General features: G+C 67.1%; 26 protein-coding genes and 1 pseudogene. 16 read left to right on the top strand and 11 right to left on the bottom strand.

All coding sequences use genetic code 11. The annotated features are described in order from the left end of the window. Positions 1-126 precede the first annotated feature (126 nt). The 5 genes from J3A66_RS06415 to J3A66_RS06395 are packed head-to-tail and all read left to right on the top strand — an operon-like array spanning position 127 to position 3377. On the top strand, positions 127-873 hold the full coding sequence (locus tag J3A66_RS06415; RefSeq protein ID WP_245336975.1) for an HAD family acid phosphatase: 747 nt from the start codon (positions 127-129) through the stop codon (positions 871-873). Then, the gene (locus J3A66_RS06410) at positions 873-1184 is read left to right on the top strand and encodes a DUF5076 domain-containing protein (RefSeq protein ID WP_042467134.1); all 312 of its coding nucleotides are present in this window, start codon (positions 873-875) and stop codon (positions 1182-1184) included. Before J3A66_RS06415 ends, J3A66_RS06410 begins: the two co-directional genes overlap by 1 nt. Continuing rightward, complete coding sequence (locus J3A66_RS06405; protein ID WP_031440775.1) at positions 1184-1819, top strand: 3-oxoacid CoA-transferase subunit B; 636 nt, start codon at positions 1184-1186, stop codon at positions 1817-1819. The genes J3A66_RS06410 and J3A66_RS06405 overlap by 1 nt, the downstream gene beginning before the upstream one ends. Next, complete coding sequence (locus tag J3A66_RS06400; protein ID WP_209567818.1) at positions 1819-2502, top strand: glutathione S-transferase family protein; 684 nt, start codon at positions 1819-1821, stop codon at positions 2500-2502. Before J3A66_RS06405 ends, J3A66_RS06400 begins: the two co-directional genes overlap by 1 nt. Beyond that, on the top strand, positions 2502-3377 hold the full coding sequence (locus tag J3A66_RS06395; protein WP_209567816.1) for an alpha/beta hydrolase: 876 nt from the start codon (positions 2502-2504) through the stop codon (positions 3375-3377). The genes J3A66_RS06400 and J3A66_RS06395 overlap by 1 nt, the downstream gene beginning before the upstream one ends. A gap of 147 nt (positions 3378-3524) precedes the next feature. Here the strand turns inward: J3A66_RS06395 and J3A66_RS06390 are convergent, their stop codons facing one another. Then, entirely contained in the window at positions 3525-5645 is a 2121-nt protein-coding gene (locus J3A66_RS06390; RefSeq protein ID WP_348634004.1) for a M13-type metalloendopeptidase, read from the bottom strand. Between the two features lie 179 nt (positions 5646-5824). Between J3A66_RS06390 and J3A66_RS06385 the strand changes: the two genes are divergently transcribed. Beyond that, on the top strand, positions 5825-7198 hold the full coding sequence (locus J3A66_RS06385; RefSeq protein ID WP_209567815.1) for an FAD/NAD(P)-binding protein: 1374 nt from the start codon (positions 5825-5827) through the stop codon (positions 7196-7198). Positions 7199-7252: 54 nt separating this feature from the next. On the opposite strand, the gene J3A66_RS06380 is transcribed toward J3A66_RS06385, so the two are convergent. The 5 genes from J3A66_RS06380 to J3A66_RS06360 all read right to left on the bottom strand — a co-directional run bounded on the left by J3A66_RS06380 (position 7253) and on the right by J3A66_RS06360 (position 12455). Next, positions 7253-8122, bottom strand: a complete 870-nt coding sequence (locus J3A66_RS06380) for an outer membrane beta-barrel protein (protein WP_245336717.1) — start codon at positions 8120-8122, stop codon at positions 7253-7255. An 81-nt stretch (positions 8123-8203) separates the two neighbouring features. Next, the gene (locus J3A66_RS06375; protein ID WP_031395471.1) at positions 8204-9247 is read right to left on the bottom strand and encodes a ferritin-like domain-containing protein; all 1044 of its coding nucleotides are present in this window, start codon (positions 9245-9247) and stop codon (positions 8204-8206) included. Positions 9248-9298: 51 nt separating this feature from the next. Next, positions 9299-10318, bottom strand: a complete 1020-nt coding sequence (locus tag J3A66_RS06370; protein WP_031440782.1) for a ferritin-like domain-containing protein — start codon at positions 10316-10318, stop codon at positions 9299-9301. A gap of 219 nt (positions 10319-10537) precedes the next feature. Further along, a complete protein-coding gene (gene yghU / locus J3A66_RS06365) occupies positions 10538-11398 on the bottom strand; it encodes a glutathione-dependent disulfide-bond oxidoreductase (RefSeq protein WP_209567813.1) in 861 nt (286 codons plus the stop codon). A 58-nt stretch (positions 11399-11456) separates the two neighbouring features. Beyond that, entirely contained in the window at positions 11457-12455 is a 999-nt protein-coding gene (locus J3A66_RS06360) for an NAD-dependent epimerase/dehydratase family protein (protein WP_209567810.1), read from the bottom strand. A 377-nt stretch (positions 12456-12832) separates the two neighbouring features. Between J3A66_RS06360 and J3A66_RS06355 the strand changes: the two genes are divergently transcribed. Both J3A66_RS06355 and J3A66_RS06350 read left to right on the top strand, forming a co-directional pair. Then, complete coding sequence (locus tag J3A66_RS06355) at positions 12833-13750, top strand: helix-turn-helix domain-containing protein (protein WP_159043707.1); 918 nt, start codon at positions 12833-12835, stop codon at positions 13748-13750. A 77-nt stretch (positions 13751-13827) separates the two neighbouring features. Then, positions 13828-15291 (top strand): CHAD domain-containing protein, encoded by a 1464-nt coding sequence (locus J3A66_RS06350; RefSeq protein WP_209567808.1) that lies wholly within the window; start codon positions 13828-13830, stop codon positions 15289-15291. A 142-nt stretch (positions 15292-15433) separates the two neighbouring features. On the opposite strand, the gene J3A66_RS06345 is transcribed toward J3A66_RS06350, so the two are convergent. Continuing rightward, positions 15434-17758, bottom strand: coding sequence for an EAL domain-containing protein (locus tag J3A66_RS06345; protein ID WP_245336716.1), 2325 nt, complete (start codon positions 17756-17758; stop codon positions 15434-15436). Positions 17759-17967: 209 nt separating this feature from the next. Next, positions 17968-19698, bottom strand: a complete 1731-nt coding sequence (locus J3A66_RS06340) for a fatty acyl-AMP ligase (RefSeq protein ID WP_209570417.1) — start codon at positions 19696-19698, stop codon at positions 17968-17970. A 271-nt stretch (positions 19699-19969) separates the two neighbouring features. Here J3A66_RS06340 and J3A66_RS06335 point away from each other — a divergent pair, with 271 nt between their 5' ends. The 5 genes and pseudogenes from J3A66_RS06335 to J3A66_RS19515 form a co-directional block, all read left to right on the top strand. Continuing rightward, positions 19970-20491: a RecX family transcriptional regulator gene (locus tag J3A66_RS06335; protein ID WP_245336715.1), complete on the top strand. Its 522-nt coding sequence runs from the start codon at positions 19970-19972 to the stop codon at positions 20489-20491. Positions 20492-20555: 64 nt separating this feature from the next. Further along, positions 20556-21224, top strand: a complete 669-nt coding sequence (locus J3A66_RS06330) for a cold shock domain-containing protein (protein WP_209567802.1) — start codon at positions 20556-20558, stop codon at positions 21222-21224. A 29-nt stretch (positions 21225-21253) separates the two neighbouring features. Next, positions 21254-21799, top strand: a complete 546-nt coding sequence (locus tag J3A66_RS06325) for a DUF192 domain-containing protein (protein WP_209567801.1) — start codon at positions 21254-21256, stop codon at positions 21797-21799. A 92-nt stretch (positions 21800-21891) separates the two neighbouring features. Beyond that, positions 21892-22281, top strand: a complete 390-nt coding sequence (locus J3A66_RS06320; protein WP_209567798.1) for an NADH:ubiquinone oxidoreductase subunit NDUFA12 — start codon at positions 21892-21894, stop codon at positions 22279-22281. Then, positions 22281-22715, top strand: a pseudogene (locus J3A66_RS19515) (DUF2155 domain-containing protein); the annotation flags it as partial. The gene J3A66_RS06320 and the pseudogene J3A66_RS19515, both read left to right, overlap by 1 nt. A 35-nt stretch (positions 22716-22750) precedes the next feature. Here the strand turns inward: J3A66_RS19515 and aat are convergent. From aat to J3A66_RS06300, 3 genes are all read right to left on the bottom strand, one after another. Then, entirely contained in the window at positions 22751-23485 is a 735-nt protein-coding gene (gene aat / locus J3A66_RS06310; protein WP_209567796.1) for a leucyl/phenylalanyl-tRNA--protein transferase, read from the bottom strand. 10 nt (positions 23486-23495) lie between these two features. Further along, on the bottom strand, positions 23496-24221 hold the full coding sequence (locus tag J3A66_RS06305; RefSeq protein ID WP_031440793.1) for a ParA family protein: 726 nt from the start codon (positions 24219-24221) through the stop codon (positions 23496-23498). A gap of 118 nt (positions 24222-24339) precedes the next feature. Beyond that, positions 24340-24726, bottom strand: a complete 387-nt coding sequence (locus J3A66_RS06300; RefSeq protein WP_209567794.1) for a hypothetical protein — start codon at positions 24724-24726, stop codon at positions 24340-24342. A 233-nt stretch (positions 24727-24959) separates the two neighbouring features. Between J3A66_RS06300 and J3A66_RS06295 the strand changes: the two genes are divergently transcribed. The 3 genes from J3A66_RS06295 to J3A66_RS06285 all read left to right on the top strand — a co-directional run bounded on the left by J3A66_RS06295 (position 24960) and on the right by J3A66_RS06285 (position 26564). Next, a complete protein-coding gene (locus J3A66_RS06295) occupies positions 24960-25130 on the top strand; it encodes a hypothetical protein (protein WP_156363533.1) in 171 nt (56 codons plus the stop codon). Positions 25131-25230: 100 nt separating this feature from the next. After that, entirely contained in the window at positions 25231-26211 is a 981-nt protein-coding gene (locus J3A66_RS06290; protein WP_107932811.1) for a cysteine synthase A, read from the top strand. 41 nt (positions 26212-26252) lie between these two features. Beyond that, positions 26253-26564: a hypothetical protein gene (locus J3A66_RS06285; RefSeq protein ID WP_348634003.1), complete on the top strand. Its 312-nt coding sequence runs from the start codon at positions 26253-26255 to the stop codon at positions 26562-26564. Positions 26565-26935: the final 371 nt, after the last annotated feature.

Below are 26935 nucleotides of genomic sequence, written 5' to 3'. Positions count from 1 at the left end.
AAACGCAGCCATTTTTCCTGGATCCCTGCGCTCGCAGGGGCACTGGTTCTGCAAGGGTGCGTCAGCGTGACCTCGCCGACCGCGATCGTCTCCGCACCGGTGACCGTCGACGGCGTCCCCGCGGGCATGCAGTATCTCTACGCCTCGGGCGAGGCCGCCGCTGCCAGCATCCAGGCATGGAACGCGCTCGTCGGCTATGTCCGTGCGCAGCGTACGCCGACATCGGTCGTGCTTGCGCCAGGCGCGACGCTCGCCGCGCCGCGCTGGACCGCATGCGGCACCAAGCCAAAGGCCGCGGTGTTCGACGTCGACGAGACCGTGCTGCTCAACCTCGGCTTCGAATATGACGCATCGACGGGGCGGCCCTGGTCCGAACCGCGCTGGCAGGAGTGGGAGCGCACCGGCCTCAAGCAGGTCGCGCCCGTTCCCGGCGCGCTCGCCGCACTGACGCAGTTGCGCGCGATGGGCGTGACGGTGGTCTTCAACTCCAACCGCGCCGCCGCCAATGCCACACAGACGCAGGCAGCGATCGAAGCCGCGGGGCTTGGCCCCGCCCGCCACGGCGAGACCTTGTTCCTAGCCGGCGACGACGCGACCGGATCAAAGAAGGACGGCCGCCGTGCGACGATCGCCGCCCGATATTGCGTCGTCGCGATGGGCGGCGACCAGCTCGGCGATTTCAGCGACCTGTTCAACGCAGGGCAAACCCCTGCCGAGCGGCGTGCGGTGGTGCAGTCGCCGGCGATCACGGCGAAATGGGGGGCAGGGTGGTTCGTGCTGCCCAACCCCGTCTACGGCACCGCGCTGAAAGGTAGCCGTGACGAGGTCTTTCCGCCCGCGATCCACTGGGCGCCGACACAGGGAATCCACTGATGACCGACCACCCCAACGCGATCAAGCTCGATCCCGGCGCCGCGCTGACGGACGAATCGGTCGAGGTCGCGCGGATCTGGATCACCAACAATGCAGGCAGCAACGTGCTGATCGACGCGGGCATCCTCGAGGATCCGACCGTGTTCGGCTACCTCCTCGCCGACACGATCCGTCACGCCGCCCGCGCCTATGCGGGCACCTGGGGCATCGCCGAGGATGCCGCGCTGCAGGCGATCGTCGACGGCGTCAGCGCCGAACTGCGCGACCAGGTCACGACCATCACCACCATCCAGGAAGGAACGCTCAACTGATGCCGTGGGATCGCAACCAGATGGCGGCGCGGGCCGCACAGGAACTGAAGGACGGCTATTACGTCAATCTCGGCATCGGCATCCCGACGCTCGTCGCGAACAACATTCCCGACGGCATGACGGTCACGCTCCAGTCGGAGAACGGGATGCTCGGGATCGGGCCGTTCCCCTATGCGGGCGAGGAGGATGCCGACCTGATCAACGCGGGCAAGCAGACGATCAGCGAACTGCCCTCGTCGGTCTATTTCAGCTCGTCCGACAGCTTCGCGATGATCCGCGGCGGGCATATCGACCTGACGGTACTCGGCGCGATGGAGGTCAGCGAAGACGGCGACATCGCCAACTGGATGATCCCGGGCAAGATGATCAAGGGCATGGGCGGCGCGATGGATCTAGTCGCGGGCGTCAAGCAGATCATCGTCGTCATGGATCACACCGCCAAGGACGGGACGCCAAAGTTCATCCCGTCCTGCTCGCTGCCGCTGACCGGCAAGAACGTGGTGGACATGATCGTCACCGACCTGGCGGTGTTCCAGCGTAGCGACCATGATGCGCCGTTCAGGCTGGTCGAACTCGCGCCCGGCGTGACCGCGGACGAGGTCGCGGCGAAGACCACCGCGCGCTATACCGCCTGATGGGCTATACGCTCGTCACCGCGAACCGGAATTATTCCAGCTGGTCGCTCCGTCCGTGGGTGTTGATGCGGGCGCTGGGGATCGCGTTCGAGGATCGGATCGAACCCTTTCTCGCGCCCGAAAATTACGATGCGTTCCGGCTGTTCTCGCCGACAGGACAGGTGCCGGTGCTGATCGATGGCGAGCGGACGGTGTGGGATTCGTTGGGGATCGCACTCTACCTCGCCGAGCGGCACGATGGCGTCTGGCCGTCCGATCACGACGCGCGCGCATGGGCGGTCTGCGCGGCAGCAGAGATGCATGGCGGGTTCGCGGCGTTGCGCAACGAGCGGACGATGAACGTCGGCGTCCGCGTCGATCCGGTCCGCGGCAGTGACGCGCTCGACCGCAACGTCGCGCGCATCACCGAACTCTGGGCGGAAGGTCTCGATCGGTTCGGCGGGCCCTGGCTCGCAGGCGCCGACTTCACCGCCGTCGACGCCTTCTTTGCGCCTGTCGCGTTTCGCGTCCGCACCTACGGGATCGATGTCGGTCCGCAGGGCCTTGCGTGGGTCGAGCGGATCATCGCGCATCCGGCGATGCGCGAATGGGAAGACGCCGCGCTCGGCGAGACGTGGCGCGAGGCAGGGCACGAGGCCGAACTGGCGGCCAGCGGATCGATTACCGCAGATTTCCGCCGCTGATGCGCCGCGTTGCCATTGTCATCGCGCTGGTCGTGATCCTGATCGCGGGCACGGCGTTCACCGCGGGGCCGGGGACGCTCAGCGTGCTCGACGGCATAATGGGCGGGGGGCGCGGCACCGCGCGGGTGCGGGAGGGCGTTCCGTTCGGCACGCATGGCCAGAAACTCGACGTGTGGCGGCCATCGGGCGGCGCGAAGACGGGGCTGCCGGTGTTGATCTTCTGGTATGGCGGCGGCTGGGTGCACGGGTCGCGCAGCGCCTATGCGTTTGCCGCGCGCGCCTATGCGAAGGCGGGCTACGTCGTCGTCATGCCCGACTACCGCAAGGTTCCCGACGTCCGCTTCCCCGCCTTCCTTCAGGATGGCGCCGAGGCGGTGAAGTGGACGCGCGATCATATCGAGGCGTCGGGCGGCGACCCAAACCGGATCGCGGTCGCGGGGCATTCCGCGGGGGCGTATACGGTCGCGATGCTGACGCTCGACCCACGCTGGTTGCGTGCGGAAGGTGTCGACCCGCGGATCATAAAGGCCGCGGTCGGGTTGTGCGGGCCCTATGACTTCTACCCGTTCACCGCCAGGCGCGCGATCGATGCGATGCAGGGGGCGGCGGATCCGGTGATGACCCAGCCGATCCACTTCGCGCGACGCGATGCGCCGCCAATGCTGCTCGTGTCGGCGGGCAACGACACGCAGGTGAAGGCGCACAATGCCGACAATCTGGCCGCGAAGCTGACCGCGCTCGGTGCACCGGTGCGGCATGTCGACTATCCGGGGCTCAGCCATGAGGACGTTGCGATGGCGCTGTCCAAGCCGTTCCGCAGCAAGGCGCCGGTGCTGGCGGACAGCGTGGCATTCCTGAACCGGACGATGCGCTGACCGCGTCCCGGCCGTTCGAGGGTCGGGGGGCGAGGATGACGACGGACGAGCAGGAACACCGCCACCCTCGTTGACAGGACGGAGCCCTGCCGCCCCGACCTTGGCCCGCCGCCGGATTTTTTCGTGCCCGGCGGCGGGCTTGCGGCCTTACCAGATCCGGACGCGGTCCGCGGGCGCCAGATACTGCGCGTCGCCGGGCTTCACGTCGAACGCCTTGTACCAGGCGTCGACGTTGCGCAGCGGGTTGATCGCACGGATCTGCCCCGGCGAATGCGGATCGCTGACGAGCTGCTGGCGCAGCGCCTCGGTGCGGAACAGCGTACGCCAGACCTGACCCCAGCCGAGGAAGAAGCGCTGGTCGCCGCTATAGCCGTCGAGCACCGGTGCGGGCTTGCCGCCGAGCGACGTGTGATAGGCGTCGAGCGAGATCAGCACGCCACCGAGATCGCCGATATTCTCGCCCATCGAGGCGCGGCCGTTGATCTTCACGCCGGGCAGACCCTCGAACGTATAGGCCTCGTACTGCGCGCCGAGCTTGACCGCCTGCGCCTCGAACTTGGCGGCATCCTGCGCGGTCCACCAGTCGCGCAGCACGCCCTTGCCGTCGGACTTGCGACCCTGGTCGTCGAAGCCGTGGCTGATCTCGTGCCCGATCACGCCGCCGATGCCGCCATAATTGACCGCGGGATCTGCATCTGGATCGAAGAACGGCGGCTGAAGGATCGCGGCGGGGAAGACGATCTCGTTCTTCACCGAGTTGTAATAGGCGTTCACGGTCTGCGGGGTCATGCCCCATTCGGCCTTGTCGACCGGGCCGCCCATGCGATTGCGGCGATAGTCCCATTCGAACCGCCCGGCGCGTTCGACATTGCCGATCAGGTCGCCCGGGGTGATCTGTAGCGCGCTATAGTCACGCCATTTGTCCGGATAGCCGACCTTCACGCTGAAATTGGCGAGCTTGGCCTGCGCTTCCTGCTTGGTCGCGGCACCCATCCAGGGCAGACCGTCGATCCGCCCGCGCAGCGCGATCCGCAGGTTTCCTACGAGCTCGTCCATCTTGGTCTTCGATGCCGGCGGGAAATAGAGCGCGACGTAATCGCGGCCGATCGCCTCGCCCAGCGCGCGTTCGGTGACGCCGATCCCGCGCTTCCAGCGATCGCGCTGCTGCGGCTGGCCGTTGAGGAATCTCGAGCGGAAGTCGAAATTGGCGTCGACGAACCGCTTCGACAGCATCGGTGCGATGTCGTCGGCGGTGCGGAACGCCTGCCACGCCTTCAGCGTGTCGAGATCGGTGGTGGCGAAGACCTCGGCGATCTTCGGGAAAGCCGTGTTCTGCGCGACGATCGCGCGGTTGGCCTTGTCGATGCCCGCGGCGGTCCAGAATTTGGCCCAGGGGAAGCCCGGCGCCTGCGCCTGAAGCTGCGCGAGCGTCATCGGGTTGTAGGTCTTGTCGCGGTCGCGGCTCTGCGCTCGGGTCCAGTGCGCCTGCGCGATCCGCGTCTCCATCGCGACGATCTTTGCCGCGGCGGCCTGCGCATTCGGCCAGTTCGCCATGCCGAGCATCTGCGCGACATAGGCCTGGTAGTGCACGACCTGCGGAGCGAATTTCGGATCGAGATAGAGGTCGCGGTCGCCGAGCCCGAGGCCCGACTGGCGCAGATACAGCGCGTAGATATCGGGCTGCTTTGCGTCGTCATTGACGCCAGGCCCGAAGAAGCTGGCGCCGAACCCGCCCATCGACTTGCCCATCAGCACCGCGACATCGTCCTTCGTCGTCGCGGCCTTGACCGGGGCAAGCCGCTGCAACAGCGGTGCAGCGTCAGCGCGCTCGATCGCGGCCTCGTCCATGAAGCCCTGGTAGAGCGTCGCGACCTTGGCGCGATCGGGGTTGGCGGCGTCGCCGGGCTTATAGCCCTCGACCAGCGTGCGCATGCGTGCCTCGGACAGGTCGCGCAGCACCGCGAACGCGCCATAGGACGAGCGGTCCGCGGGGATCTGCGTTGTCTTGACCCAGCTGCCGTTCACATAGTCGAACCAGTCGTTGCCGGGCTTTACGCTCTTGTCCATGCCGGCAAGGTCGAAGCCCCAGCGGCCATAGCGCGTCGCGGCGGCCGCATCGGCTGCGGGCGTGCCCGATGCCGCGTCCTGCGGCAGGATCGATTCGAGCGTGCACGCTTCGTTGATACAGGCGTGAAGGTCCTGCGCGGTGGCGGGCGTGGCGGCGGCGATGGCGATCAGCGAGACAAGAACGGCGAACTTCGATTTCACAGGGCGATCTCCGGGGGAGGGCCAGACCGGGACCGGCAGGCCATGGACGAGAAAGTGCAACAGCGCTGTCGTTTGTGCAATGCTTCTATGTTCCCCGTGCGTTGCGCGTGCCGGCTGTGCGCCGGGCCGCTTTGCGCCTATCGAGCGGGCACGATGATTTTGCGGCACATGGGGGCAGGATGACACGTATCGCGGGACCGGATGATCATGTCGTCATCGTCGGGGGCGGATTTTCGGGCACGTTACTGGCGATCAACCTGATGCGGCACGGCGGGCCGCGCGCGACGCTGGTGGAGCGGCGTCAGCGCCAGCTCGCACGCGGCGTTGCGTATAGCGCGGCGCATCCGAGCCACCTGCTCAACGTGCGTGCGGGCAACATGAGCGCGCTCCCCGACGATCCCGACCATTTCGTCCGCTGGCTCGAGGCGCGCGGCGACGGCGACCGCAAGACGTTCGTGCCGCGCACGACCTACGGCCTGTATCTGCGTGAGATGCTCGACGCGACGATCGCGCAGGCGGCGGGACGGCTGGTGCTTGCGCAAGGGGAGGTCTGCGCGATCGACTTCGCCGGGACCGACAGGCTTGCGGTGACGATGGCGGACGGCAGCGCGATCGCCGCGGACAGTGCGGTGCTCGCGCTCGGCAACCTGCCGCCGCACACGCCGCCGGGGCTCAACCCCGACGACCTTCCGCCCGGACGCTATAGCGCGGATCCCTGGGCCTCGGACATTGGCGAGGGGCTCGGGCCGGACGATACGGTCGTGCTGGTCGGGACCGGGTTGACCGCGATCGACGCCGCGCTGCTGCTCGATGCCGGCGGATTTTCGGGGCAGATCTTGGCGGTGTCGCGGCGCGGCCTGTCGCCGCGGCGGCATGTCGATGGTGCGCCGCCCGAACGCGTGCTCGACAAGCCGCAGGGGGATTTGTCGGCGATCGTCCGGCATATCCGTGACCGCGCGGGTGCCGATGGCTGGCGTGCGGCGGTCGACGAGCTTCGCCCCGTGACCCAGATGCTCTGGGCCGCCGCCCCGACATCGCAGCGCGCACGGTTCCTGCGGCACGCGCGACCCTATTGGGACGTCCACCGGCATCGGCTGGCGCCGGAGGTCGCGGACCGGGTCGATGCGTTGGTCTCGACCGGGCGGCTCCGGTTCACAGCGGGAAAGATCGTGTCCGCCGCGGCAGCCGGTGATGCCGCCGACCTCAGCTGGCGGCCCCGCGGTTCGGACCAGGCGGTCGTCACGCGGGCGGCGCGGATCGTGAACTGTACCGGGCCGCAGGGTGATCTGATGCGATCGAGCGAGCCGCTGATCCGGCATTTGATCGCGGACGGGGCGATCCGGCCCGATCCGCTTCGTCTCGGGGTCGACGTCGATGCCCAGTCACAGGCGATCGGCCGCGACGGGCATGCCGAACAGCGGCTTCACTGTATCGGGCCGATGACCCGCGGGGGGTTGTGGGAGGTCGTCGCGGTCCCCGATATCCGTCAGCAGAGCTGGGATCTGGCGAGGCGCTTGTCGAACGCGCAATGGGTAGGCGGCGAGGGGCTCTAGGCTCGCCGGACGCTCTACGCTGCCAGCATCACGCGATGCTGGCAGCGCATGGGCTCAGAACCGGAACGCCGCCGTGGCGCGCAGGCTGTGCCAGCGGAACTTGTCGTCGCTGCGGCGGAAATCGGTGCCGCTGGTGTTTGGCGCGATCAGGAACGGGTTGTTCGCCAGCAGAACCGGGCTGCCGGCCAGCGCCGTGCCCGCCGTCACGCGAACGCGCGCATCGTCATCCTGATACTGGTGGAACATATATTCCATGCCGATCGAGATGTTCTTGGTCAGCTTCTGCTCGATGCCGCCGCCGCCGAGAATGCCCCACTGGTTCTTCGAGCCAGTCGCCGAAAACGCGTTCGCCGTGTTCGTCGTGAAGAACAGATTGTCGATCTTGGCATAGCCGGCACCGAACGTGCCGTAGAACAGCGTGGTGTTGGCAGCATAGCCCAGACGGCCGCGGGCAGACGCTTCCCACTTCAGCTTGCGCGCCATCGTGTAGCTCGCAGGCGTCGTCGAGAAGCCCGAGGTGCTGTCGGTGATGTCGCTCGTGCCGAATTCGCCGACGACGCCGACGACGATGTTGCCGCGCTGAACGTCGAGGCCCGCACGACCATAATAGGCCCAACCATCGTCGTCGTTACGGCAACCGGAAGCCGCGGCACCGGTACGCGCCGAGCCGTTGCAGAAGCCTGGCGAGAAGGCGTTGGCGCCGGTGATGGTGTTGACGCTGTCGTTGAAAGCGCCGTCGCCGTTGCGGTCGAACAGGATCGACGAGCCGACGTCATTGCCCTGCACGTCATACCCACCGGCCGCACCGATATAGACGCCCGAGAACGGACGATCCGCGGTGGTTTCCTGCGCGGCGGCCGGAACGGCAAAAACACCCGCGACGGCGAGGCCGGCGAGCGTGGTCAGTTTCATGGAATGCTTCATGGTCGTTCCCCAAACGAGGGGCCGCGACGCGCCCGATGTGCGCCGCGGCCCAGGTTGTCCTGTTTCAGTTCGTGACGACGATCACGCGTTGGCGCCGCTGGTGCGCAATGCATCGGTGCGGTTGTTGGTGCCGTTGGGGAAGAAGCCCCCGCCGATCTTTGCGGTGTTGGTCAGATAGGCGATGTTGTGCACCTGTGCGACCGACCGGCTGAACGCCAGGCCGTTGGCGTCGGTCGGGACGATGTTCGACACGGTTGGATCCATGCCGGTGATGCCCTGATCGATGTCGCCGATGATGCCCGTCGTGGCGTTGGTGACGGTGCCGTCCAGGCTGTCGCGCGCGTCGCTGATCTGGTTGGCGGCGGTACGCAGCGACGGCGTCTGCAGTCCCTTGCGATACAGGATCGTGCGGATCAGGCCGGCGTGATACGCCTCTGCCGCGAGGATGCCGGCGGCCGCCTCGAGATAGGTTTTGTTGCCGATCAGCGTTGCACCGCCCTTATACGCCGAGACGCCGACATCCTCGAAGATGAACGCGCCGAGCAGGAAGCTGTTGTCGTCGGCATACGGATCGAACACGCCCGTATCCGGAACGACACGTGCCGCACGTGCGGCCAAGGTGAAGGCGCCCGGCGCAGCCGCGGTGCCGGCAGAGATGTCCAATGCAGGCTGTGCGACTGCGGCAGTGCCGAGTGCCCTGCGCAGGAAGGCGACGTGCGCGACTTCGTCGATGGCGATTTCGCGCGCATATTCACGGACGATCGCGTCCTGGAACGGCACCTGTCGGCCACCCGTCACGGCGCCCTGAGTCCCGGTACCGGTCAGCAGGCTGGCGTTGAGGCCAACGCCGAACGTCGCGAATGCGTAGAACTGCGCCTCGAGATATTCGAGGTTGAGCGCGAAGTTCAGCACGTCGGCATCGGTGATGGCGGATCCCGTTGCGGGTGTCGGCGTGGGCGTCGGCGACGGCGCCAGATCGGCATCGTCGTTGCCGCAGGCCGCGAGCAGCGAGGCACCGCCGACGGCGAGCGCACTGCCACCGGCAAAGCGCAGGAAGCCGCGGCGTTCGTTGCGCCGGGCGGCGATGGCGTCGAATATTTCGAGCTTGGTATTGAGGTCGGTCATTGGGTTAATCCCCTGAATAGCAAAGAAAGCTTACGGCAGAGCTGAAGCGGTTCAGGCTGCTGCGGTGCTCGTCTTGATGTTGCCGTTCATGCCTGCCGGGAAGAACCCGCCCGCGGCCACTGCACCACTGTTCAGGTACACGATGTTAAGCACCTGGCTCACCGAGCGGCTATAGGCGACACCGTCGGCGTCGAGCGGCACGATGTTCGACACGGTCACCGCCGCCTGGGTGGCGGACAGGTTGATCGGCGTCGCGCTGTAGGACGAGATGCCCTGGTCGATATCGTTCGCGCCGAAGATCGTCGTGTTGGCGCCACCGCCGTCGAGGCTGTCGCGCGCGCGCGAAATGGCATCGGCGGAGGTCCGCAGCGACGGCACGTCGATACCCTTGCCGTACAGCGTCGTGCGGACGATCGCGGCATGATAGGCCTCGACCGCGAGCAGGCCGGCCGCGGCATCGAGAAACGTCTTGTTCGTGAGCAAGGGGGCGGCACCCTTGTAGGCGGTGACGCCGACGTCCTCGAAGATGAACGCGCCGAGCAGGAACGCCTCGTCAGAGGCATAGGGATCGAACGCGGTGCCGGCAGGCACGAGCCCGGCGGCCTGCGCGGCGACCGAGAAGGCGCTGGTCGGCGAGACGCTGACGTCGATCACCGGCTGCGACACCGTCGAGCTGCCAAGCGCAGTGCGCAGGAACCTGACATGCGCGATTTCGTCCTGTGCGATCTCGCGTGCATATTGCTCGACGATGGGATCGGTGAACGCGACCTTGCGGCCGCCACGAACGGCACCCTGCGTACCGCTGCCGGTCAGCAGAGCGTTGTCGAGTCCGGTGCCATAGGCTGCATAGGAGTAGAATTGCGCCTCGAGATATTCGAGGTTGAGCGCGAAGTTCAGGACGTCGGCGTCGGTTACCGACTGTGCCGCGGCGGCGCTCGAGAGGGACAGAGCGGTCGCTCCGGCTGCCGTCATCGCAGCCGCACCAAGTGCGTTTTTGAAGAACTCGCGCCGGTCGTTGCGCCGTTCGACACGGGCATCGAGGGCATCGATCAGATGGGTTGATTGGGTCATTGGCTTCATCTCCCTGAACCAGGCACGTCGGCACACGGTCGGCCTCGATCGCCTCTGGCGGGCGATCCTGTGTGCACAACGGTTCAAGGAACGGGAGCTGGGAGATAAAGTTGCAAATAAATGGAATACTTAGGCAAACTTCTCCAATTACACTAATCGCGCGCAATGTTTTCAGTAATGCTGCACCACAGCATTTATAGCGCCATTCATGATGGCGGGCTACTTGTCCTGTGTACGGGTCGCAAAATCCGTGGCGTCATGGCGTTCGTGGAGTTGGCTCGCGGGATCGCCCATGACGCGGTTGACCATGCGGCCACGCTGGACCGCGGGGCGTGCGCCGATCGCATCCGCCCAGCGCTTCACGTTCGGATAGTCCTGGACCTGAAGGAACTCACCGGCGTCGTAGAGCTGGCCCTGGACCAGCGCCCCGTACCAGGGCCAGGCGGCCATGTCGGCGATCGTATAGGCGGCACCGGCCAGATACGCGCTGTCGGCGAGACGGCGGTCGAGTACGTCGAGCTGGCGCTTGGCCTCCATCGCGAACCGGTCGATCGCATACTCGATCTTGACCGGCGCATAAGCGTAGAAATGGCCAAAGCCGCCGCCGACGAACGGGCCGCTGCCGACCTGCCAGAACAGCCAGGACAGGCAGGTCGCGCGCGCCGCGGGTTCGGTCGGCAGGAACGCGCCGAATTTCTCCGCGAGATGCATCAGGATCGCGCCGGATTCGAAGATCGGCAGCGGCGTCGTGCCGCTGCGATCCATGAGCGCCGGGATCTTGGAATTGGGATTGATCTCGACAAAGCCGCTGCCGAACTGGTCGCCTTCGTTGATCCGGATCAGCCAGGCGTCATATTCGGCACCGGCATGGCCGAGCGCGAGCAGCTCCTCCAGCATGATCGTGACCTTCACCCCGTTCGGCGTGCCGAGCGAATAGAGCTGCAGCGGGTGGCGCCCGACCGGCAGCTCCTTGTCATGCGTCGATCCGGCGACCGGCCGGTTGATCGCGGCGAACCGGCCGCCATTGTCGCGGTTCCAGGTCCAGATTGCCGGGGGGGTATAGGTCGGGGCGTCGGTCATCGGGCTGCTCCGTGCATCGAAAGGGTGGGCTCGGGTTCGGTCTCGACGATCCTAACGCCTAGACGCCGTGATAGTCGCGATACCATCGGATGAAGCGTGGCACGCCCTCGGTGATGCTGGTGGTGGGGGCGAAGCCGAGATCGTTGCCGATCGCGCTGACATCGGCGCAGGTGCGCACGACATCGCCCGCCTGCATCGGCAGGTCCTGGCGGATCGCCTTGCGACCGATCGCCTGTTCGAGCACGTCGATGACCTCGCCCAGCTGTTCGGCGCGACTGTTGCCGATATTGTAGACGCGGTGCGGCCCCATGCTGCCGCCGGGCTTCGGCTGGCCGTCATCCGCGGGCGGCGCATCGAGCGCGGCGACGATGCCGGCGACGATGTCGTCGATATAGGTGAAGTCGCGCTCCATCCGGCCTGCGTTGAACACCGGAATGGGTTCGCCGGCGAGGATCGCCTTGGTGAAGATCCACATCATCATGTCGGGACGACCCCAGGGGCCGTAGACGGTGAAGAAGCGCAGCCCGGTCTGCGGCAGGCGATAGAGATGCGCGTAGCTTTCGCTCATCAGTTCGTTCGACTTCTTCGTCGCGGCATAGAGCGACAGCGGGCGGTCGGTGCGATCCTCGACGCGGAAGGGCACGCTGTCATTGCCGCCATAGACCGACGAGGACGAGGCGTAGACCAGGTGCCGGACCTGCCGCGCGCGCGCGAGTTCGAGGATGTTGAGATGCCCGACCAGATTGGCCCGGGCATAGGCCATCGGATTCTCGATCGAATAGCGGACGCCGGCCTGCGCGCCGAGATGGACGATCCGGTCGATGTCGAGGCCTGCCACCGCCGCGTCGAGTGCAGGCGTGTCCGCGAAATCGAGCTTGGCGAAGGTGAAGGCCGCGCCGTGCCGGTCGCGCAGATAGGCGAGCCGCGCCGCCTTGAGCGCGGGGTCGTAATAGGCGTTGCACTCGTCGATGCCGAACACCGTTTCGCCACGTGCCAGCAACGCGTCCGCGGCATGCATGCCGATGAAGCCGGCGGCGCCGGTTACGATCACTGTCATCGCTGTTCTTTCCTGATGGGTTCGGCGGCACCGAGAAGCGATGCCGATACCAGTGTCAACCCCAACAATCCCGCATCCCTGCTGTGCCGTGCGAGGCGGCGTGGGCGCGACGTCCATCATCGGGACGGCGGCGGCGATAGCCGGTCTTCAATGTCGAGGCCCGGCGAAGAACGGGCAAAGTATTGAAGCCAATCAATACTAAGCCAGATTATAGGACAACTAGCGTTTCGCTGCAAAGCAGTATAGCCATAGACCGCAAGCGCGCGGATACTTCCGTACAGAAACGAGTGGATGGTATGAACGTAGATCAAGTTTTTGGTGGAACACACTCTCCGGGTGTATCGCCGGAAAAATTTGCGATGCCACCGGGAATGCGGATGCGCTATGACTTGCCCCAGGCAAGCCTTGCCGAATGCCTGACCGGATATGCGATCTATTCGGCCAGTGATCGCAATCCGCTCGTCAACTGGTATCTACCTGCACCGGTTATGATTTCTATCCTCGCGGATGCGGGGCCGATCACCGTGGCGATCGGCAACCACCGGTTCGGGCCGCTCGAGCGTGCCAGTCTCTACGGCCCGACCAGCCGCGCGTTTCGCACCGTCACACATGGCGGCGTCGCGGTCGGGATCGGAATCAGCGCGATCGGCTGGTCCCGGATGACGTCGCGGCTGGCAGGCGATTTCCGCAACCGCATCGTGCCGCTCGAGACGCTGCTAGGTCCGGAGGTGTCGCGCCGGCTGACGACGGGGCTCGACGCGCTGTCCGACGATGCGATGATCAAGCCGTTCCTCGACGACGTGCTGGAACCGCTGTTTCAGCGCCGGCACCCGCAGGAGGAACTGATCCGTGCGTTCGCCGCGCTGACGGTGACCGACGGGGTGATCGAGATGCAGGATGTCGCCGACCGGCTGGGGATCGAGACGCACGCGCTCAGGCGGCTCGCCACCCGCCATTTCGGCATGCTGCCCAAGATGCTGCTGCGGCGTGCGCGCTTCCTGCGGTCGTTCATCCGGCTGATCCGGCCCGATGGCCATGTCGATTATTCGGCGATCGACAGCAGCTATTTCGATGCGTCGCATTTCCTGCGCGATGCGACGACGTTCCTCGGCACGACGCCGCGCCGTTTTCTCGCATCGGAGACGCTATTCCTGAAATCCAGCCTGCGCGCCCGCGCGGCGGTCATTGGCACGCCGACCCAGGCGCTGCACATCCCGACACCCCCGGTCAGTGTCAGCAGCATCATCCGCACCGTCCATGACGGCCGTGGCCGCCGCGATGAGCTGACAAGCTAGCCGCAGCGGGCACATCCGCTTGGCCCTTCGATCGCCGATATGCGTTATGTCGAGGAGGACGCAGATCGGACACGCGGATGATGCAGGAAGTCGAATTGAAGCTCGTGCTGACGGCGGACGCCGCGGACCAGGTCGCGCGCGAACTGCCGTCGGATGACGCGACCCGTACCACGATGCTCGAGGCGATCTATTTCGACACGCCCGAGCAAACGTTGCGGGGGCACGGCGCGTCGCTGCGGATCCGGCGCGCGGGCGATACGCGGATCCAGACGATCAAGATCGACCCGGCAAAGGGTGCGGGGTTGTTCTCGCGCCCCGAATGGGAACGGCCGGTCACGGACGATCGTCCGCGTCTCGACGACACCACGCCGGTCTTCGCGCTGCTCGACGGGACGACCGAACGGCTCGCGCCGGCCTTCACCGTGTCGGTCGAACGACGCAGCTGGGAGATCAGCGAGAACGGGGCGGAGATCGAACTCGTGCTGGACCGCGGGATGGTCCGGGTTGGCGAGCGGCAGTCGCCGGTCTGCGAAGTCGAGATCGAACTGAAGCGCGGCGATCCGACCGCGCTGTTCACGCTGGCCCGCCGGATCGCGGAAATGGTGCCGCTGCGGCTGGGCGTCGTGACGAAGTCCGAGCGCGGTTACGGCCTGACCGGGCCAGTGCGTCGCGCCTTCAAGGCCGAGCCGGTGTCGCTCGATGACGACGCGACGACGATCGAGGCGCTCCGGACGGTTATTGGCGCCTGCCTGCGGCATTATCGGCTGAACGAGACGATCCTGCTGGAAACGCGCGCGCCGGAAGCGCTGCACCAGGCGCGTGTCGCGTTGCGGCGGACGCGCGCCGCGATTGGGCTCTTCAAGCGCGTGCTGGGACGCGAGCAGACGGCGCATTTCCGGTCCGAGCTGCGCTGGCTGGCCCAGACGCTGGGGCAGGCGCGCGATCTCGACGTGCTGGCGGACATGGCGGCGGCGAAGCTGGGCGCGGGGGACGTCTTTGACCGGATCGAGGCGGCGCGCGGTCTGGCCTATGACGAGGTCGATGTGGCGCTGGAGTCGTCGCGCGTGCGGGCGGTGGTGCTCGATCTGACGCAGTGGCTCGCGGTCGGCGACTGGTCGACGGCGGACGCGACGCGGGAGGTGCGCGAGGCGCCCGCCCGCGAATTTGCAGCGGCGGCGCTCCGCAAGCGACGCAAGGCGCTCAAGATCGACGCGCCATCGCTCGCGCTGCTGACGGACGACGAACGCCATGCGATCCGTAAGGACGCCAAGACGCTGCGCTATGCGACGGAATTCTTCGCGGACCTGTTCGCCGATGCGGTGCAGCAAAAGCGGCAGACCAAGTTCGTCTCGACGCTCGAAACGCTGCAGGACCGACTCGGCACGCTGAACGACGCGGCAACGGTGCCCGCGATCCTCGCCCGGCTGGGTATGGAAGACAATGAAGCGGCGCTGGTCGACGATCGCAAACACGCCAAGCGCCTCGACCGCGCTGCCGCGGCGCACTCGGCGCTGCTCGACCGGAAAGCCTTCTGGCGCTGATCGGGTGTACGACCGGCGCAGGTCGACGCAGATCAGCCTGTGCGCGATGGTCGTCGTTGTCGGGGGTGGCCTGGCCCGGCTGATCCTGCCGCCGCCGCTGCAAAGCTATGCCGGGATGCTCGGCTGGCGCGCCTTCGCGACGTCAGGCCGCGGCCGAATCAGTCCAGTCGCGCTCTGCCAGCGTGCGGGTTTCGGTGACGGGGAGGGCGCGACCGAACAGATCGCCTTGCGCGTGCGTGCAGCCGAGTGCCGCGACGAGCTGACGCTCGTCCTGCGTCTCCACCCCTTCCGCGGTGGTCGCAATGTCGAGGCTTTGCGCCAGCGCGACCACCGCGCGGATGATCGCCAGCGCCTCGCGGCCGCCGCGTGCTGCGGCGCGGACGAAGCTGCCGTCGATCTTGATCGAGGAAAAACGAGTGCGGCTGAGATAGCCCAGCGACGAGTGGCCAATGCCGAAATCGTCGAGGCTCAGGCGTACGCCAAGGTCGAGGATACGCGCGAGGGTCGTCGTCGCTCCACGATCCTCGCGCAGGAAGACACCCTCGGTAACCTCGAGCTCGAGCCGGTCGGCCGACAGCCCGCTGTCGGCAAGCACGGTCGCGACGGTCGTGACGAAACCGTCATTCTGCAGCTGGACCGGCGACACGTTGACGGCGATGCGCAGACCCTCCGGCCAGCTCGCGGCTTCGGCGCAGGCGGTGCGCAGGACCCAGGCGCCGATCTGCGCGATGATCCGTGCGTCTTCGGCGAGCGGGATGAAGCGGGACGGCGGGACCATGCCGAACTCCGGGCTTTCCCAGCGCAGCAGCGCCTCGAAGCCGCGCAGCATGCCGCCCTGCGTGTCGATGATCGGCTGATAGGCGAGGGACATCTCACCCCGATCGAGTGCGCCGCGCAGCGCGATCTCAAGCACCCGCCGCTCCTCCGCCTGGACGTAAAGCGCGGGTTCGTAGACGCGATACACACCGCGACCGGCATCCTTGGCGCGATAGAGCGCCAGATCGGCGGACCGGATCAGCATCTCCGACGTGCGCCCGTCGCGCGGCCCGAAGGCAAGCCCGATGCTGGCGCCGATATGCAGCGTATAGTGATCGACGTCGTAGGGCCGCGACAATGCGGTGATGATGCGTCCGGCGAGCTCCTCGACCGCGCCCGTATCGCTGGCGTCGCGGACGACGAGCGCGAACTCGTCGCCGCCAAGCCGCCCGCAGGATTCGTTCGCGCTCATCATATGGCCGAGCCGTTCCGCGACCTGGCACAGCAGCCGGTCGCCGACCGGGTGGCCGAGCGTGTCGTTGACCGCCTTGAACCGGTCGAGATCGAGCATCATGAACGCGCAGCGTCCGCCACAGGCCTCCGCCGCGATCATCGCGTCGGACAGCGTCTCGGTGATCAGCCGGCGGTTGGGCAGCCCGGTCAACGTGTCGAACCGCGCCATGCGGTTGATCTTGTCCGCGGAGGCGCGCTGGTCCGTGACATCCGCGCCGACGCCGCGGAAACCGCAGAATATTCCGCGGTCGTCGTATCGCGGGGCGGCGGCCAGCTGCCACCAGCGCTCCTGTTCGGTGAAGCGGATCGGCAGTCTCAGGTTGACGAAGCTGTCCCGGTTGCGCAGCTTTTCGGCAAGCGCGCGCAGGCCGGCCGCGAACGTGCCGCTGTCCCAGGATGGTCCGGCCAGCAGTTGGAGGATCGGCATGCCGTCGATATCCGCCGGCGCGCGACCGCAAGCCCGCGCGAAGCGGGCGCTGGGCCGGATGACGCGTCGTGTCGCGTCGGTCTCCCACAGCCATTCGGCAGCGCTCTCCTCGAATTCGAGCAGGAGCACGCTGATCGTCTCGTCGCGTTCGTCGAGCACCGCCTGCGCATTGTGGATCGTGACCAGCGCGCGCGTCCGGCTGAGGCAGGCGGTCATCAGCAACAGCGTGAAGGCGAGCACCCCCCCGGCGATCGCACCCGCGTGCATCAGCATGAGCTGGACGAACGATACGAACCCGAGCGTGCCGATAAACATGAGCGTGGCGAGCGGCAGCGGTGCCATCGCGAAGGCTGCCCCCGTCATCACGATCATCAGCGTGAGCCCGAGCCCGATGCTCGTCGCGACCGGGACCTGCGGGCAGAAGAACACCGGGATGACCGACCAGGCCAGAGCAAGGCTACCCCCCTCCCACAAGGTTGCGCGGATATCCGTCCTGCCGCCATGCCCGGCAGCGCGCGAGGGAGCGAGGCGGCGGCGGACGGTCACCCACACGGTGCCGGCGATCAGGAGCGTCGACCATGACGTGACCTGCCAGAACGGCATCCGGGGATAGAGCAATGCGGCACAGACGGCGGTCGCGAGCAGGTTGGCGGCGAGGGCGAACCAGGCGAGTTGCCGGCCGGCGTCGAGCTGCGCCGCGCGAAGCCGGCCCCATTCCCTGGGATCGCACCCTTCCGACAGCGCGAGCAGCGCACGCATGTCGATGGGCATGTGATGCGTCGACATTCGTGTACGCGCCGGCATGGTCGGCGAGGGCGTATCGGATCCGGAAGGCGACTGGCTGTTCACACCGCCGGGCTTAATGCACGTTGGTTATCGCAACGTTCCCATCCCCCGCGTTGTGAAAAATAACCGGGTCGGGGGCAGGGGCCGCGACCGTCCCGCCGCACTGGCGGGACGGTGCGGCGGGGCAGGCAACGTCAGGCAGCGATGTCATAGGGCTTGATGTCGCCGCTCAGGTACAGGTTGCGCGCCTTGGCGCGGCTGAGCTTGCCCGACGAGGTGCGCGGCAGCGTGCGGGGAGGGATCAGCTCGATCACGCAATTCATGCCCGTCACCGAGCGGACGCGTTCGCGGATCTCGTCGCGCAGGCGCAGGCGTTCACCCTCGTCGGAGCTGCGGCACTGGACGAGGACGGCGGGGGTTTCCTCGCCTCCCGGGGTCGTGATCGCGAATGCGGCGATGTCGCCCGCCTTGAACCCGGGCAGCTGCTCGACCGCCCATTCGATGTCCTGCGGCCAGTGGTTCTTGCCGTTGACGATGATCATGTCCTTCGCCCGGCCGACGATGTAGATATAGCCGTCGGACATATAGCCCATGTCGCCGGTATCGAGCCAGCCGTCGGACATGCACGCCGCGGTGGCGGCATCGTCGCGGAAATAGCCGACCATCACCGACTTGCCCCTGCACCAGACCTTGCCGATCGCGCGCTCGGGGAGGGGCGTGCCGTCCTCTTCGCGGATCTCGATCGTCATGTCGCGCACCGGCTTGCCGCAATTGACGATCGCCCGGTAGCGCTGCGGGCGGTCCTCGCCGCGCGCGCCGCCCGACAGCTGGGTTTCCTCGACCAGCTCGACGCGGATCCCTTCGCCCGGCGGCATCAGCGATACCGCCAGCGTCGCCTCGGCAAGGCCGTAGCTGGGCAGGAAGGCAGACGCCTGGAACCCGGCATCGGCAAAGGCGTCGACGAACGACTGCATCACGTCGGGACGGATCATGTCGGCGCCATTGCCCGCGACGCGCCAGCGCGACAGGTCGAAGCGGTCGCTCGCCTTGGTCTGCGACGACATGCGGCGCGCGCAGATGTCATAGCCGAAGGTCGGCGAATAGCTGAGCGTCGTGCCGGTGTTGCGGCTGATGAGATCGAGCCAGGCGAGCGGACGGCGCGCGAAATCCTCGGTCTTGAGGTAATCGGTCGAGACCTGGTTGGCGATCGGCGACAGGAAGCAGCCGACCAGCCCCATGTCGTGATACCAGGGCAGCCATGACACGCAGCGATCGGTGTCGCAGACTTCCATGCCGTGGCTGTGCGCGGCGAGATTGTTCAGCAACGCCTCGTGCGTGATGACGACGCCGTGGGGGAACCGCGTCGAGCCGCTCGAATATTGCAGATAGGCGATGTCGTCCGGACGGGCCTCGGGCAGCGTGGCGGCGGGGGCTTCGCGGGTCGCGAATTCGGACCAGTCGATCCCGTGCGTGCCCGCCAGACGCGCCGCCTCGCTCGCCATCTGCGCGAGCTCGGGCGGGAAGATCAGCATCTTGGGATCGCAGCTCGAAAGCTGGACGCGGAGCTGTTCGATGTAGGAATCGCGGCCGCCGAACGACGTCGGCAGGGGCAGCGGCACCGGCCAGGCGCCCGCATAGACGACACCGAAGAACAACGCGGCGAATTCTGGGCCGGTCTCGGCGACCAGCGCGATGCGGTCGGCAGGCGCGACGCCGGCGGCGATCAGGCGGTCGGCCATCGCCAGCGCGTCACGACGCAGCGTCGCATAGGGATAGGGCTGGCTGAGCGTACCGCGCGCGTCATGGAAGTTGAGGCCGCGCTGCCCCGTCGCCGCATAGTCGAGCGCCTCGCCAAGTGTCGCGAAGTCGGCAAAGCGGCGCGGCAGCGTGTCCGCGGTGGGCGTCGCCGTGCGCTGCGCCGGCATCGGATCGGCCGACGGTGCGACCGCAGGCTTTACCAGCCCGTTCGTCGCCGTCGTCTGAAAGGTGTCGATCGTCATGTGCGTCCTGTCTTCCACGTCGCGGCCTGTCCTGGGACATTCGCCGCTTGAGACCGTGCAAAGGCCAGCCATGCACGGTCGTGGCGTTCAAAATCCTATCCCAGTGTGGCACAATGATGGCGTGACCCAGGATCGCCGCCGAGAAAGACAGGAGAAACGCCCGCCAAAACCGCTGGATGCCGCGGGACTGGAGGGGTTGGCGCTGCGCTATGTCGAGCGATTCGCGACCACGCGCGGCCGCCTGAGCGATTATCTGCGGCGCAAAATACGCGAGCGCGGCTGGGTCGAGGCGCCCGAAACCGGCCCGGCGGTGCCGCCCGCCGATCCCGAAGGGCTGGCGCAAAGACTGGCAGATCTCGGCTATATCGACGATCGCGGCTTCGCCGAGGCGCGGGCGGCAGCGATGCAGCGCCGCGGCCTGGGCGCGCGGCGCGTCGCGGGGGCGTTTCGCGAGGCGGGGATCGACGAGGCCGATGCCGATGCGCTTGCCCCCGAAATCGCGGCGCGCGACGTCGATGCGGCGCTGGCCTATGCGAAGCGCAAGCGGCTGGGTCCTTATGCCCGGTCGGACGATAGCGACGGGGGCGGGGCCGAGAATCGTGCGCTGCGGCAAAAGCAGCTCAGCGCGATGGTGCGCGCCGGCCACGGTTTCGATCTGGCACGCAAAATTCTTGCTGCGTCCCCGTCTGAAACGATCGATACGACAGATTTTGAGTGAAGACGCATTGCAGGTTGTTGCGGCTGCGACGAAGCGTGCTAGCAAGGTGCAGGGGTGCGTAACGATGCGTAGTGAAGCGCAATATGACGGGGACAGGCCGGCCACGGTACCGGACGCGGTGGCGGCCGCGGGACCGCGCGCAGTGCCGGACATAGAACAAGGCGTCGATCAGCCCGCTGTACAAGCGACTGCACAGGCTGTTGCGGAGCCGTCCGTGCTCGGCGGGGTCATCAAATGGTTCGATGTGACGCGCGGTTTCGGCTTCGCGGTCGCTGACGATACGGCGATCGGCGATATCCTGATCCATTTCTCGGTACTCCAGCCGCATGGCCGGCGCAGCCTGCCAGAGGGCGCGCGGGTCGACGTGGTCGCGGTGCAGCGCGGGCGGGGCTTCCAGGCACGCGAGGTCCTGTCGATCGATCTGAGCGGCGCGGTCGAGGAAACGGCGGCACGACCGGGCACGGCGGCGCCGGTCGACCGGATCGATCCGGTCGCGCTGATCGATGCCGCAGGCCCGTTCGAACCCGTCGTCGTCAAGTGGTTCAACCGGCTCAAGGGCTATGGCTTCCTGGTACGGGCAAGCGACGACAGTGACGTGTTCATCCATATGGAAACGCTGCGGCGGGCGGGGATCGACGTCGTTGAGCCCGATCAGCCGTTGCAGGCGCGAATCGTGACCGGTCGCAAGGGGCCGCTGGCCGTCACGGTGGAGCGATCCGCGCCGGCGTGGTAACCGGCCCGCCGCAACCGGGGATATATGTAATGAGTAAAACCGTCTTCGCCGCGCTTCTGGCGCTCGGCCTGTGCGCGTGTTCGAACGGCGACGCTCGGGCCGGCGACTCCGCCGCCCCAGACGCTACCGTCGCGGGCCCTGCGACCGGCACGGGCACCGGTGCTGGACCGGGTCAGGCTGCTGCGACGCTAGCCGTGACGATCCACAGTGCGAACGGCGCGCATGTGTTCACGGTCGAGAGCGCCAAGACCGAGGCGGAGCAGGCCCGCGGGCTGATGTACCGGACCGATCTCAAGCCGAATCGGGGCATGCTGTTCTGGCCCTATCCGACCGACGGCAGCGGGCCGCGCGAGGCGAGTTTCTGGATGAAGAACACGCCGAGCCCGCTCGACATCATCTATATCCGCGCCGACCGGACGATCGCGCGGATCGCCGAGAACACGATCCCCTTCTCCGAAACGCCGATCCCGTCGGGCGAACCCGTCGGCGCGGTGCTCGAGATCATGGGCGGGCGTGCCGGGGAACTCGGCATCGCCGAGGGCGACCGCGTCGAATGGCCGGGCGCGCCGGGCTGAACCGCCATATCCACGACACAGCGCCGTCTTGCCATGGCGCCGACACTGCGTTCGAGGTTGATGGCGCGGCGTGCACCCGCTAAGCGGCGGCTATGGGATTTCTCGCATCGACCTTCACCTGGTGGAACGGCGCCACGCTCGGCACCAAATTCGGGCTTCGCGGCAAGACGCGGATGGGCGAGGACGCGCTCGGCAACGTCTATTATGAAGGCGGCAAGGACACCGCGGGCAATCCGCGCCGCTGGGTGATCTATCAGGGTGCGACCGACGCCAGCCGGGTTCCACCCGCCTGGTTCAGCTGGCTGCACCATCAGGTCGCCGACGTGCCCGATCGTGCCCTGCCGCTGGTCCGCCCCTGGCAGAAGCCCGCCCTGCCGAATCTGACGGGTACCGCACTCGCCTATCGCCCGACGGGCGCGATGGAAAAGGGTGGCCAGCGCGCCGCGGCGACCGGCGATTACGAAGCGTGGGTGCCTGAGTGATGCAGCGCCGGATCGCTGCGGCGATCCTGGTCGTGGTTCTCGCGGTCGGTGGCTGGTTCGGCTATCGCGCCTGGACGAACCGCAAGGTCGATACGACCGTCGTGGTCCAGCAGGATCTGCCGGGCGGCGATCAGGCTGGTGACGGGTCGGTCGAGACGATCGACACGGGCGGCGCGGCGCTCGCCAATGGCGGGACGCCGATGGCAGAGCGCGTCGCGGTGATCGGCCTGCTCAACAAGCGGAACGGCGTGACGCGCGACGTCACGCTGAAGCCAGGACAGGCGACCCGGATGGGCGACGTCGTCCTGCGCCTGCGGGCCTGCGAACAGACCGCACCCTGGGAGCCCGAACAGCTGACGGGGGCTTTTGTCCAGGTGATCGTCCGCGGCGTCGACAAGAAATGGCGGCGGACATTTTCGGGCTGGCTGTACAAGGAGCGCCCCGCGCTGAACGCGGTGCAGCATCCGATCTACGACGTCTGGACCAAAAGCTGCGCGATGACCTTCCCCGCGACCGGGCCGGATACGGCATCGTCGGGCGCACCTGCGGCGGCGCGGTCGAGCGCGAAGAAATCGCCGGTGGCGGCCAACGATGCAGCCGTGCCGAACGAGCCGGTCGAGCCGACCACCCCATCGAGCGCTGCGGCGAGCAACGCGATATAATCGGCGCGCTCGATCTCGATCGCGCCGAGCGATTCGAGATGCGAGGTCTGGAACTGGCAGTCGAGTAGGTCGAAGCCGCCGGCCTTCAGCCGCGCGACGAGATGCGCCAGCGCGACCTTCGACGCGTCGGTCGCGCGGCTGACCATGCTTTCGCCGAAAAAGGCCCGCCCGAGCGCCAGACCGTATAGCCCGCCGACCAACCGGTCGCCGTCCCAGCATTCGACCGAATGCGCAAAGCCCATCAGATGCAGCGTGTGGAAGACCCGCTCGATCCCCGCATTGATCCACGTCTCTGGCCGGCCCTCGACGCTTTCGGCGCAGAGCGCGAGGATCTGGCCGAACGCCGTGTCGACGGTGACGCGGAAACGGTCTGCGACGATGGTCTTGCGTAGCGAGCGTGAGAGCCGGAACCCGTCGAGCGGCAGGACCGCGCGCTGGCGCGGCTCGACCCAGTAGACGTCGATCGCGTCGCGGCTGTCGGCCATCGGGAAGACGCCGGCCGCATAGCCGCCAAGCACGAGGCGCGGATCGAGAATGTCCATCGGTCGCGCCTTAGCCCGCTGCCGACCCCGCCGCCAGCCGATGTTCGATCGTCCGCCACAGCTGATCGAACGCCGCCGCGGCGGTCGAGCGCGGTGCGAAGGCCCCGACCGCCGCGCGTTGTACGGTCATCGCCTCGATCACGCTGCTCATCGGAATGACCGGCCAGTCGGGGTTGGCGGCCAGCGCGTCGGCATGCAGGCGCCGCCGGCGATCGACCATCGCATGGACGGGCAGCACGGGCACCTTGCCGCCGAGATGGCGGATCACCTCCTCATAGGCGCGTTGCGACAGCGGCGAGGGGATGACGGGGACGACGATCAGATCGGCGGCGCGCATCACCTGGTCGGCGGTTTCGGTAAGTCCCGGCGGGCAGTCGAGCAGGACACGATCATAATCGGTCAGCGCGCCGATCAGCTTGCCGAGCCGCTTTTTCTTGTCGAGCGTGTGAAACAGCTGGTCGAGACCGCGGAGCGAGGCGTCGGCGGTGATCAGGTCGAGCTTCGCGACCGGCGTCGGCTGGGCCCGTTTGGCGACGCTGATATCGCGGGAGAACATCGCCTGGGCCTGATCCCGCCCTGCGGTACCGTGCAGCAGGAAACTGCTCGCGGCCTGCGGGTCGAGGTCCCAGAGAATCGTGCGGCGGGCCGACCGGGTTGCCGAACACCAGGCGAGATTGACCGCCAGCGTCGTCTTACCGACGCCGCCCTTCAGGCTGTAGATCGCGATGGTTGCCATGCCGGCCAGCGTGCCGGTGCGCGACGCCGATGGCAAGGCATCGCGGCATAACAACGCCCCGGGCGACGCTGGTGGTCATCCGGGGCGCGGGATCATCCGGCCGTGGCCGGCTGAAGGATCAGGTGTGGCAGGTCTGGCCGGGCTTTCCCGGCTGGGTCAGCTCGATCGACTTCTCGGTGCCCGTCATCGACCAGCCGCCGTCGGCGACCAGTGGCTCACCCTCGGCAGGCGCCTTGAGCGTCGTGGCCGGACCGCCTTCCTTGAGACGAACCACGGCCTGCTTGCCCCCCTGGAAGAAGATCACATAGGCCAGGCTGTTGTCCTTGCAGCGCATCGTCTGCTCCGACTTGATCGACGGCGGCAGCTCGACCGGCGCCGCATTGGCGAGCTGGTTCGCCATCGGATCAGGATTGCTGTCGACCACCTCGGGTGCAGCCGGTTTGGAGTTGCAAGCAGCCAGCGCAAGCAGCGCGGCGACGGCGGTGAGGGGGAGCGTCTTCTTCATATCTTCGGGGCTTCGCGCATGCAGCAAATCGCGTCAAGCCGTAGCGGCCGCGATGCGCGCGCGGCGGGACGGGTCATCCCCGGGATGCGCCGGTTCGTCGCATTGGCGATGGCGTCCGGCAGTGTTGCGCCACCACATTCGACCGGTAGCGGCGGGGGAATAAAGGCACCGGGGTCGTCCGATGTCGCGCATCTGCCACTATATTTCACGGAACCGTTGTAAGAGGACGTTGCATGCCGGGCCAAATTCCTGCCGCCGAGCGCCTGTCGGCGATATCGACGCTCATCACCCAGGCGCTCTGCCTGGCCGACGAGGGGGGCGAATTGCTGCTCGGCGCCAAATTGTCCGACGCGCTGGATTGCGTTCAGGCCCGCATCGAAACGGTGAGGAGCGACGCGGCGTGAAAGGGGCGGCCTGACGGGGCTTGGTGCGCCGGCTTGTCCGGTGGATAGTTTTAGCGCGCTTGTGGCGGACCGGCAGTGGCGCCATCTACAGGCGATGCAGATGAGATCCGATACGCTGACCGCCCCCGATACGCTTGCCCTGATCGGGAATACGCCGCTGGTGCGACTGAAGGGGCCGAGCGACGCGACGGGGTGCGATATCTTCGGCAAATGCGAGTTCACCAATCCGGGCGCGTCGATCAAGGATCGCGCTGCGCTGTTCATCGTCGAGGATGCCGAGGCGCGTGGCCTGCTCCAGCCGGGCGGGACGATCGTCGAGGGGACCGCGGGCAATACCGGGATCGGCCTGGCGCTGGTCGCCAATGCCAAGGGCTACAAGACGATCATCGTGATGCCCGAGACGCAGAGCCGCGAGAAGATGGACACGTTGCGCGCGCTGGGTGCCGAACTCGTGCTGGTGCCCGCCGCCGCCTTTTCCAACCCGTGCCATTTCGTGCACACGTCGCGACGCATCGCCGAAGAGACGCCGGGCGCGATCTGGGCGAACCAGTTCGACAACACCGCCAATCGCCACGCGCACATCATCGGTACCGCTGAAGAGCTGTGGCGGCAGATGGACGAGCGGATCGACGGCTTCACCTGCGCGGCGGGGACGGGCGGGACGATCGCCGGCGTCGGCTTGGGTCTGAAGGCCAAGGACGAGGCGATCTGCATCGCGCTGACCGATCCGCACGGCGCTGCGCTGTATAACTATTACGCGCATGGCGAGCTGAAGTCCGAAGGGTCCTCGGTTGCGGAAGGCATCGGGCAGGGGCGGATCACCGCCAATCTCGATGGCGCGCCGATCGACACGCAGTTCCGGATCTCGGACGCGGAAGGCTATGCCTGGACCCGGCAGTTGCTCGACGAGGAGGGGCTGTGCCTCGGCCTGTCGTCGGGGATCAACGTAGCTGGCGCGGTCGCGCTGGCGCGGCAGCTCGGACCGGGCAAGCGGATCGCGACGATCCTGTGCGATACGGGGTTCCGCTACCTCTCGACGCTGTACAATCCCGAATGGCGTGCGGCGAAGGGCCTGGTGTGAGCGAGGGCGGCGCCGCGCCGCGGGATGGTGAAATTCGACAAGTGCGCGATGATCGGGTAGATGCGCGCGACAAGATGCAGACGCAACGCGCACCATCGCAAACCATGCAGCGGATCAAGGTCGGCATGATCGGGCTCGCCGCAGTGGTGATCTTCATCGGGCTCGCCAGCGCGATCATCGGGTCGGCGACGCGCGAACGACCCGTGGTCGCCGCCGGCTCGGCACAGGCCGATGTCGTCGCGAACATGGCCGTGTCGAACACGACCGCTGCCGCCGACGGTGCCGACGAGCCACTGGCGGAAATGGGCCTCGCACCCAGCGTCAATGCACAGGCACCCGCTACTCCGAACTGATCCGGGCTTCCCGCCGCTGCCGCGCCGGGGAAATCACGGGATCACGCTGACGTGCAGCGCGTCCGCATGCCAGGGTCGACTCGATCTTGCTGTGGATCAATGTGCGCGCGGAGCCGTCCCGGCAGGGCACATGGTCCCGGATCAGGGGCAATACAGCGCTTGATTCCCGGAAATCCCCAAATATCCCGTTGCGTCCCCGTTCCGCTGTGATAGACGGAGATTAACACAGGGGCACGTTCACCGTTCGCGATTGCGCGGCCGGGCCGCGGCGAAGGCTGCGGTTCGAGGCGGGAAGACGTGCGCGCCATTCGCGGGATATTGGCGTGTCGGATCGAGGGCGATATCAAGGAGACGGCATCGGCCTTGTCGAC

This window comes from Sphingomonas sp. PvP018, from assembly GCF_017876865.1.
GTDB lineage: Bacteria > Pseudomonadota > Alphaproteobacteria > Sphingomonadales > Sphingomonadaceae > Sphingomonas > Sphingomonas aerolata.
Note: the sequence above shows the minus strand (reverse complement) of the source record. Positions and strands in the feature narration are given on the sequence as shown.